Origin of the sequence: Agrobacterium sp. (assembly GCF_032092815.1) — a bacterium.
Classification (GTDB): Bacteria; Pseudomonadota; Alphaproteobacteria; order Rhizobiales; family Rhizobiaceae; genus Agrobacterium.
The window spans coordinates 1-8,309 of sequence record NZ_DAMDBP010000080.1 but is presented as its reverse complement, the minus strand read 5'-3'; the positions used below and the strand labels follow the sequence as shown (position 1 = coordinate 8,309).

The following is an 8,309-nucleotide window of genomic DNA, read 5'->3' as shown; positions in this document are numbered from 1 at the left end:
CAGGAGCGGCGTCGATTTGGTCATACGCCTTGAACTCGCCGAAGAACTTCGTGATTGCAGCTGTCAACGATGTCTTGCCGTGGTCAACGTGACCAATCGTGCCGATGTTAACGTGAGGCTTAGTGCGCTCAAACTTGCTCTTTGCCATTATTGGCTCTCCATACTTATCCCTGAAAGGGAATAAACTTCAAAACTTTGTGTGGGTATTCCGGTCACTTCTGACCGGAATACTTTGCCTGGATTTCTGCAGCAACGTTGCTTGGAACAGGCGAATAGTGATCGAACGTCATCGAGTACTGTGCACGACCCTGCGACATGGAGCGCAGGTTATCGACGTACTTGAACATGTTCGCCAGCGGGACATGCGCGTTGATAACAACGGCGATACCGCGGGTTTCCTGACCCTGGATCTGACCGCGACGCGAGTTCAGATCGCCGATCACGTCACCGACGTAATCTTCAGGGGTAACAACTTCGACCTTCATCATCGGCTCGAGAAGCTGTGCACCAGCCTTCTTTGCAGCTTCACGGAAGCAAGCACGCGATGCGATTTCGAACGCCAGAACAGACGAGTCAACATCGTGGTATGCACCATCGATGAGAGTTGCCTTGACACCCAGCATTGGGAAGCCAGCCAGAGGACCGGAAGACAGAACGCTTTCGATACCCTTCTGAACGCCCGGGATGTATTCCTTCGGAACAGCACCACCAACGATCTTGGATTCGAACTTGAAGTCTTCGCCTTCTGGGTTCGGTTCGAAGATGATCTTAACACGAGCGAACTGACCGGTACCGCCGGACTGCTTCTTGTGTGTGTAATCTTCTTCGTGCAGCTTCGTGATCGTTTCGCGGTATGCAACCTGCGGAGCACCAACGGTAGCTTCAACCTTGAACTCGCGACGCATACGGTCAACGAGAATGTCGAGGTGAAGTTCGCCCATGCCAGCGATGATCGTCTGGCCGGATTCGTCGTCGGTCTTGACGCGGAACGAAGGATCTTCAGCAGCCAGACGGTTGAGCGCGAGGCCCATCTTTTCCTGGTCGCCCTTGGTCTTCGGCTCGATCGCGATCTGGATGACCGGCTCGGGGAATTCCATGCGCTCGAGGATAACCGGCTTCAGCGGATCGCAGAGCGTATCGCCAGTGGTGGTTTCCTTGAGGCCAGCCAGAGCAACGATGTCGCCTGCATAGGCTTCTTCGATGTCTTCACGGCTGTTGGAGTGCATCTGAAGCATACGGCCGACGCGCTCGCGCTTGTCCTTGACCGTGTTGATAACAGATGTGCCCTTTTCGAGCTTGCCCGAGTAGATACGTGCGAAAGTGAGCGAACCAACGAAGGGGTCGTTCATGATCTTGAATGCGAGCATCGAAAGAGGCTCGGAGTCATCAGCATGACGCTCGATTTCAGCTTCGGTCTTGAAGTCGATACCCTTGATCGCAGGAATGTCCAGCGGAGAAGGCAGGTAATCAACAACAGCGTCGAGAAGTGGCTGAACGCCCTTGTTCTTGAACGCGGTACCGCAGAACATCGGGTGGAACTTCACGTCGATGGTGCCGCGACGAACGAGCTGACGGATCTTTTCGTTGTCTGGGTAGTTACCTTCGAGGTAAGCTTCCATTGCTTCTTCGTCGATCTCGACAACAGTCTCGATCAGCTTCTCGCGATATTCTTCAGCCTTGGCCTTCATATCTTCTGGGATCTCAACAACGTCCCACTGAGCGCCGAGCGATTCGTCGCGCCATACGAGAGCGTTCATTTCGATCAGATCGATAACGCCCTTGAATTCGGTTTCTGCACCGATTGGGAGCTGCATGACAACTGCAGTGGCGCCGAGACGGGTCTTGATCATTTCTACCGAACGGTAGAAGTCAGCACCGGTCTTGTCCATCTTGTTGCAGAAGATCATACGCGGAACGTTGTACTTCTCAGCCTGACGCCATACGGTTTCAGTCTGCGGCTCCACACCAGCGTTGGCGTCGAGCAGAGCGATAGCACCGTCGAGAACGCGCAACGAACGCTCAACCTCAATCGTGAAGTCAACGTGGCCGGGGGTGTCGATGATGTTGAAACGACGCATCTTGCCATCGCGACCCTTCCAGAAGGTCGTGGTAGCAGCAGAAGTGATGGTGATACCACGCTCCTGCTCCTGCTCCATCCAGTCCATCGTGGCTGCGCCATCGTGAACTTCGCCGATCTTGTGCGACTTACCGGTGTAATAGAGAATACGCTCGGTGGTGGTCGTCTTGCCGGCGTCGATATGCGCCATGATACCGAAATTGCGGTAGTCTTCGATTTTATATTCGCGAGCCATAAGGGACTGCCTTTCGGATCAGTTAGATTACCAACGGTAGTGCGAGAATGCGCGGTTGGCGTCAGCCATCTTGTGCGTGTCTTCGCGCTTCTTGACAGCAGAACCACGGTTGTTCGCAGCATCCATGAGTTCGCCGGACAGGCGATCAACCATGGTTGTTTCGTTACGCTTGCGCGCAGCAGCAATCAGCCAACGGATGGCGAGAGCCTGGCGACGCTCTGGGCGAACATCAACTGGAACCTGGTACGTTGCACCACCAACGCGGCGCGAACGGACTTCAACGTGCGGAGCAACGTTATCGAGGGCCGAATGGAACACGGCGAGCGGCTCCTGCTTCGTCTTGCCCTGAACGGCGTCGAATGCGCCGTAAACGATACTTTCCGCAACGGACTTCTTGCCGTGAAGCATGATAGCATTCATGAACTTGGTGACGACCAGATCACCGAACTTTGGATCCGGGTTGATCTCACGCTTTTCTGCACTATGGCGACGGGACATACTGTTTGTCTCTCAAAAGTTATTGGCGCTCAACCACGCGGAGAACCTCGCGCAGCGCCGAATTTGTTGATGACCGAATTACTTCGGACGCTTCGCACCGTACTTGGAGCGGCGCTGCTTACGGTTCTTTACACCCTGCGTATCGAGAACGCCGCGGATGATGTGGTAACGAACACCTGGCAAGTCCTTTACGCGGCCGCCGCGGATCATGACCACGGAGTGTTCCTGAAGGTTGTGGCCTTCACCAGGAATGTAGCCGATGACTTCGAAGCCATTCGTCAGACGGATCTTGGCAACCTTACGAAGAGCCGAGTTTGGCTTCTTTGGGGTCGTCGTGTAAACGCGTGTGCAAACGCCGCGCTTTTGTGGGTTTTCCTGCAAAGCAGGAACCTTGTTACGCTTTACCTGTGCCTGGCGTGGCTTGCGGATAAGCTGGTTTACGGTAGGCATACAACCATCCCTTAGTATCTATCGCCCTTTCGGGCCGACGTTATGCCGTTTCCGGCGGTGGCACACGCTACCCTTCATGCGCAAAACGTGGCCCAACCCGACGGATCGGATGGACCACCAAGGCAGAGGACGTATCACTACGTCGTGCGTGCAGCATTCGTGTCTTCAACGTGCGTTGGACCCAGTTTGAGCAGATATTCGGAACGAGTCATTCCGAACGGCCAAACCTCATACAGGTTCCGATGGGCGGCGTACTACTGTTTTACCCCTACTTCGTCAAGGGTGAATCCACATTTTGTCCTGCAACAGCGGCCTTCCCGGGCCTTGCTTTAGCATATTTACCGTCGCCGTTAATCTGTTTCAGCAATATATCGCCCAAATCTCGGTTTGCGTATTGGGCTTTATATCAAAGCCGTCTATTGATTCTTCAAATGACAGCTTGCGGCCACATCACCGCATGGTGTCACAGACACTGGTTTAAAACGGCCTTCAGAAACAGGAGAATGCCATGACCCAACCCCAGAATGACAATGACAACGGGTCGGTTGAACCCATGGTGTTCATCATCATAGGCAAGGCCTATGAGCGCGATGGCGACGAAGGCATCGACATTCACGTGATCCTGCGTGCACCCGATGATGACACCGCGGTTCGTGACACGCTGAACGCCCTGTCCGAGGAAGGTTTCCTCGAGGCAGACCTCGACCAGATCGGCATGTTGACCGAGATCCCGGATGAAGAGCCGCATGCATCGGCCTATCAGGGCGCACTTGAAGGCGAAGTCGCCATCATCCGCTTCGCATAAGGCATGTCCCTGCCCTTTTTGAAAAGCAACAAACCGCCTGTCACCAGGCGGTTTGTTTTTTGAAGGAACACCGTATCAGTTGCCGATATTGGCTGTTGGCTTTGGCGTTGTTGCCGTTTCTGCCGGCAGGATCGGATAGGTGATCTCCGGCGCCTTGCCGGTCAGCGATCCAAGGAAAGCCACGATCAGGTCGACATCCCTCTCGTCCAGTTCCTCACCCAACTGGGCAGTGCCCATAACCGCAACGGCTTGTTTCAGATCCCAGACCTTGCCCGAATGGAAATAAGGCGCAGTCAGCGCCACATTGCGCAGCGGCGCTGCCCGGAACACGTAGGAATCGTCTGCAGTATTTGTCACCGCAAAGCGACCTTTATCATTTTCAGGCAAAACATCCGCGCCGGGTTTCTCCACCAGCCCGAAGGGATAGTACCCCTCACCGCCAACATTGATGCCGCCATGGCATGACGCACAGCCCTTATCCATGAAGATGTTGAGGCCTTGTTTGGCTTCCAGTGTCAGCGCGTTCTCGTCACCGTTGAGGTAGGCATCAAAGGGTGCAGGTGCGATCAAAGTTGCCTCAAAGGCTTCAATCGCCATCGCGAAATTGTCGAAGGTCACCGGGTCGGCTGCGTCAGGAAACGCCGCCTTGAACCACGTGACATATTGCGGCATCGAGTTGAGCGTTGCCACCACCTGGGTCGGCGTGTTGGCCATTTCGACGCCGGCCTGCACCGGTCCCTTGGCCTGCGCTTTCAGGTCATCGGCACGACCATCCCAGAACTGTGCAACGTTGAACACCGCATTGAACACGGTCGGCGAATTGCGCGGTCCCTTCTGCCAGCCATGGCCGATCGACGTCTCGAGATTGTCGTCACCGCCGGTTCCGACATTGTGACACGAGTTGCATGAAAACACCCCCGACGCTGACATGCGCGGATCAAAAAACAGCGCCTTGCCAAGCGCAATCTTCTCCGGCGTGATCGGGTTGTCCTTCACCGCCGGAATGGTCGAAGGCAAAGGCTTGAACAGTTCAAGCGCCGTCTGTCGTAAATCTGCCGGGACTGGATCGGCCGCATACACGGCTGTTGTTGCCAATACCCCGGCAGCCAAAATGTATAGAAATTTCCTCATAAGAACCTCCGTTCGCCGGCCCCGCCTTCCTGGCTTAACAAACAGGGTCGGCTCATCAGTTAAGAGGCGCTCCCCCTGCCCTTGCGGGCTCCTGGTGGGTGGGTGCCTCCTGTGAACGGATTAAAATTAGAATAAATAAAAACTGCTCACTTGCGCTGGATCAACGGCAAGTTGCAGCCAAACGCAAAAACGCCCGAATTGCTTCGGGCGTTTATATTTGTCAATTCTGAGGGGTGCGGCAAAACAGCACCCTTGAGAGCATCCTGTCAAAACAGGCTTCGCGCATCGCTCCGATGCACGAAGCGGTGACGGATTTACTCGCCAGCAGGCACCGTTTCGTCCTTGCTCATATCCAGCAACATCTGTGTTGCAGAATCTGCGCCAGTGCTCTTCTTGCGCTCCTCGATGATGAGGTCGTCGCGGGTCGTCGCAATGCGGCGGATCTGGGTCATCGTACCACCGGTACCAGCCGGGATAAGGCGGCCGACGATAACGTTTTCCTTGAGACCCTGCAGCGTGTCCATCTTGCCGGCGATTGCAGCTTCCGTGAGAACCTTTGTGGTCTCCTGGAACGAAGCAGCCGAGATGAAGGACGGCGTCTGCAGCGATGCCTTGGTGATACCCAGCAGAACTGGTTCGCCGTAAGCAGGCTTCTTGCCTTCTTCGATCAAACGCTCGTTCATGTCGTCCATTTCGATGCGGTCGACATTGTCACCCACGATGTACTGGCTGTCACCAGCATCCGTGATCTCAACCTTCTGCAGCATCTGGCGAACGATCACTTCGATGTGCTTGTCGTTGATGACAACGCCCTGCAGACGATAGACTTCCTGGATTTCGTTCACGAGGTAGGAAGCCAGAGCTTCTACACCCTTGATCGCCAGAATGTCGTGCGGAGCTGGATTACCGTCGAGGATGTAATCACCCTTTTCGATATAGTCGCCTTCCTGAAGGTGGAAGGGCTTGCCCTTCGGGATCAGGTATTCGACTGGCTCTACACCGTCCTCAGCAGGCTCGATGATGACGCGACGCTTGTTCTTGTAGTCGCGGCCCAGACGGATCGTACCATCGATTTCGGCGATGATAGCGTGGTCCTTTGGACGACGGGCTTCGAACAGTTCAGCAACGCGCGGCAGACCACCGGTGATGTCCTTGGTCTTGGCGCTTTCCATTGGCGAACGTGCAAGCACGTCACCCTGGGAAACCTTCGTACCAGGCTCAACCGACAGAATGGCATCAACCGACAGCATGAAGCGGGCATCACCACCACGGGCGAGCTTGGCAACATTGCCAGACGCGTCCTTGATAACGATCGCAGGCTTCAGGTCCGAACCGCGTGGGGTCGAACGCCAGTCGATAACCTGACGCTTGGTGATACCGGTGGATTCGTCGGTTGCTTCCAGAACCGAGAGACCATCGACCAGGTCTTCGAACTGAACAGTACCTTCGACTTCCGTCATCATTGGGCGTGTGTACGGGTCCCACTCGGCGAAACGCTGACCGCGCTTAACCTTGTCACCATCGTCCACGAAGATCTTCGAACCGTAAGCAACGCGTTGCGAGGAACGCTCAACGCCACGCTCATCGAGAATGGTGATGGCCATGTTACGGCCCATCGCGATGAGAACGCCTTCAGAGTTGCGCAGCATGTTGCGGTTCTTGATCTGGATCGTACCTTCGTACGACGCTTCAAGGAACGACTGGTCAACCACGTTCGCAGTACCACCAAGGTGGAACGTACGCATGGTCAGCTGGGTGCCCGGCTCACCGATGGACTGAGCGGCGATAACGCCCACTGCTTCGCCCATGTTGACCGGAGTACCGCGTGCAAGGTCACGACCGTAGCAAACGCCGCAAACGCCAACCTGGATTTCGCAGGTCAGAGCCGAACGGATACGAACCGACTGGATACCAGCCTTTTCGATGATTGCCACTTCTGCTTCGTCGATCAACTTGCCGGCCTTGACGATGTTTTCGCCAGTAACCGGGTTGTCGATGTCGTCGAGAGCCGTACGGCCAAGGATACGTGCGCCGAGCGACGCAACGATCTGACCGGCATCGACGATAGCCGTCATTGTCAGGCCCTTGTCGGTACCGCAATCGTTCGAGTTGACGATGCAGTCCTGTGCCACGTCAACGAGACGACGTGTCAGGTAACCGGAGTTAGCCGTCTTCAAGGCGGTGTCTGCAAGACCCTTACGGGCACCGTGTGTCGAGTTGAAGTACTCGTTCACGGTCAGGCCTTCCTTAAAGTTCGAAATGATCGGCGTTTCGATGATTTCGCCCGAAGGCTTGGCCATCAGACCGCGCATACCACCGAGCTGACGCATCTGGCTTGGCGAACCACGAGCACCCGAGTGCGACATCATGTAGATGGAGTTCATCGGCTTCTGGCGACCGGTTTCCGGATCGAACTCAACAGCCTTAATGCGTGCCATCATCTCTTCGGCGACCTTTTCGGTAGCCTTGCCCCAAGCGTCAACAACCTTGTTGTACTTTTCGCCCTGGGTGATGAGACCATCATTGTACTGCTGTTCGTATTCCTTCACCAACGCTTCGGTGTCACCAACGATCTTCACCTTGGTGTCTGGAATGACCATGTCGTCCTTTCCGAACGAAATGCCGGCGCGGCAAGCATGGGCAAAGCCGAGCTGCATGATGCGGTCGCAGAAAATGACCGTGTCCTTCTGACCGCAATGACGGTAGACCGTGTCGATCATCTTGGAGATGTTCTTCTTGGTCATTTCCTGGTTGCAGGTGTCGAATGGAACGTTGACGTTCTTCGGCAGAAGCTCGCCAATCAACATACGGCCAGGCGTTGTCTCATGGATCTTCGAAACCGGGTTGCCATCAGCATCAACGGTCTTGAAGCGGCCACGGATTTTCGCGTGCAGCGTCACAACCTTGTTTTCCAGGGCGTGATGCAGTTCGCCGATGTCGGAGAAGGCCATGCCTTCGCCCGGCTCATTCTGGTTCATGATCGACAAGTAGTACAGGCCGAGAACCATGTCCTGCGAAGGAACGATGATCGGGTGACCGTTTGCCGGATGCAGAATGTTGTTGGTCGACATCATCAGAACGCGTGCTTCAAGCTGCGCTTCCAGAGAAAGCGG

Annotated in this window: 7 protein-coding genes; 1 reads left to right on the top strand and 6 read right to left on the bottom strand. The window is 55.3% G+C overall.

Annotated features, from left to right (window positions below; translation table 11 throughout):
• The 4 genes from RT613_RS23295 to rpsL all read right to left on the bottom strand — a co-directional run.
• Positions 1–148: GTP-binding protein (locus RT613_RS23295; RefSeq protein ID WP_247643168.1), on the bottom strand; the 148-nt coding region annotated here is incomplete at its 3' end.
• A 64-nt stretch (positions 149–212) separates the two neighbouring features.
• Positions 213–2,312: an elongation factor G gene (gene fusA, locus RT613_RS23290; protein ID WP_313618747.1), complete on the bottom strand. Its 2,100-nt coding sequence runs from the start codon at positions 2,310–2,312 to the stop codon at positions 213–215.
• 27 nt (positions 2,313–2,339) lie between these two features.
• Positions 2,340–2,810, bottom strand: coding sequence for a 30S ribosomal protein S7 (gene rpsG, locus RT613_RS23285; protein WP_313618746.1), 471 nt, complete (start codon positions 2,808–2,810; stop codon positions 2,340–2,342).
• Positions 2,811–2,888: 78 nt separating this feature from the next.
• Positions 2,889–3,260, bottom strand: a complete 372-nt coding sequence (gene rpsL / locus RT613_RS23280) for a 30S ribosomal protein S12 (RefSeq protein WP_003507760.1) — start codon at positions 3,258–3,260, stop codon at positions 2,889–2,891.
• 508 nt (positions 3,261–3,768) lie between these two features.
• Between rpsL and RT613_RS23275 the strand changes: the two genes are divergently transcribed.
• Positions 3,769–4,065, top strand: coding sequence for a transcriptional regulator (locus tag RT613_RS23275; protein WP_313618745.1), 297 nt, complete (start codon positions 3,769–3,771; stop codon positions 4,063–4,065).
• Positions 4,066–4,140: 75 nt separating this feature from the next.
• Here RT613_RS23275 and RT613_RS23270 read toward each other — a convergent pair whose 3' ends face one another.
• Both RT613_RS23270 and RT613_RS23265 read right to left on the bottom strand, forming a co-directional pair.
• A complete protein-coding gene (locus RT613_RS23270; protein WP_313618744.1) occupies positions 4,141–5,196 on the bottom strand; it encodes a cytochrome-c peroxidase in 1,056 nt (351 codons plus the stop codon).
• Positions 5,197–5,510: 314 nt separating this feature from the next.
• Positions 5,511–8,309 (bottom strand): DNA-directed RNA polymerase subunit beta' (locus tag RT613_RS23265; RefSeq protein ID WP_313618743.1); only part of this gene is annotated, 2,799 nt, incomplete at its 5' end.

Coding starts and splice junctions, on each gene's coding strand:
- rpsL (WP_003507760.1), bottom strand. CDS start 3,260: ATGCCTACCGTAAACCAGCTTATCCGCAAGCCACGCCAGGCACAGGTA.
- fusA (WP_313618747.1), bottom strand. CDS start 2,312: ATGGCTCGCGAATATAAAATCGAAGACTACCGCAATTTCGGTATCATG.
- RT613_RS23270 (WP_313618744.1), bottom strand. CDS start 5,196: ATGAGGAAATTTCTATACATTTTGGCTGCCGGGGTATTGGCAACAACA.
- rpsG (WP_313618746.1), bottom strand. CDS start 2,810: ATGTCCCGTCGCCATAGTGCAGAAAAGCGTGAGATCAACCCGGATCCA.
- RT613_RS23275 (WP_313618745.1), top strand. CDS start 3,769: ATGACCCAACCCCAGAATGACAATGACAACGGGTCGGTTGAACCCATG.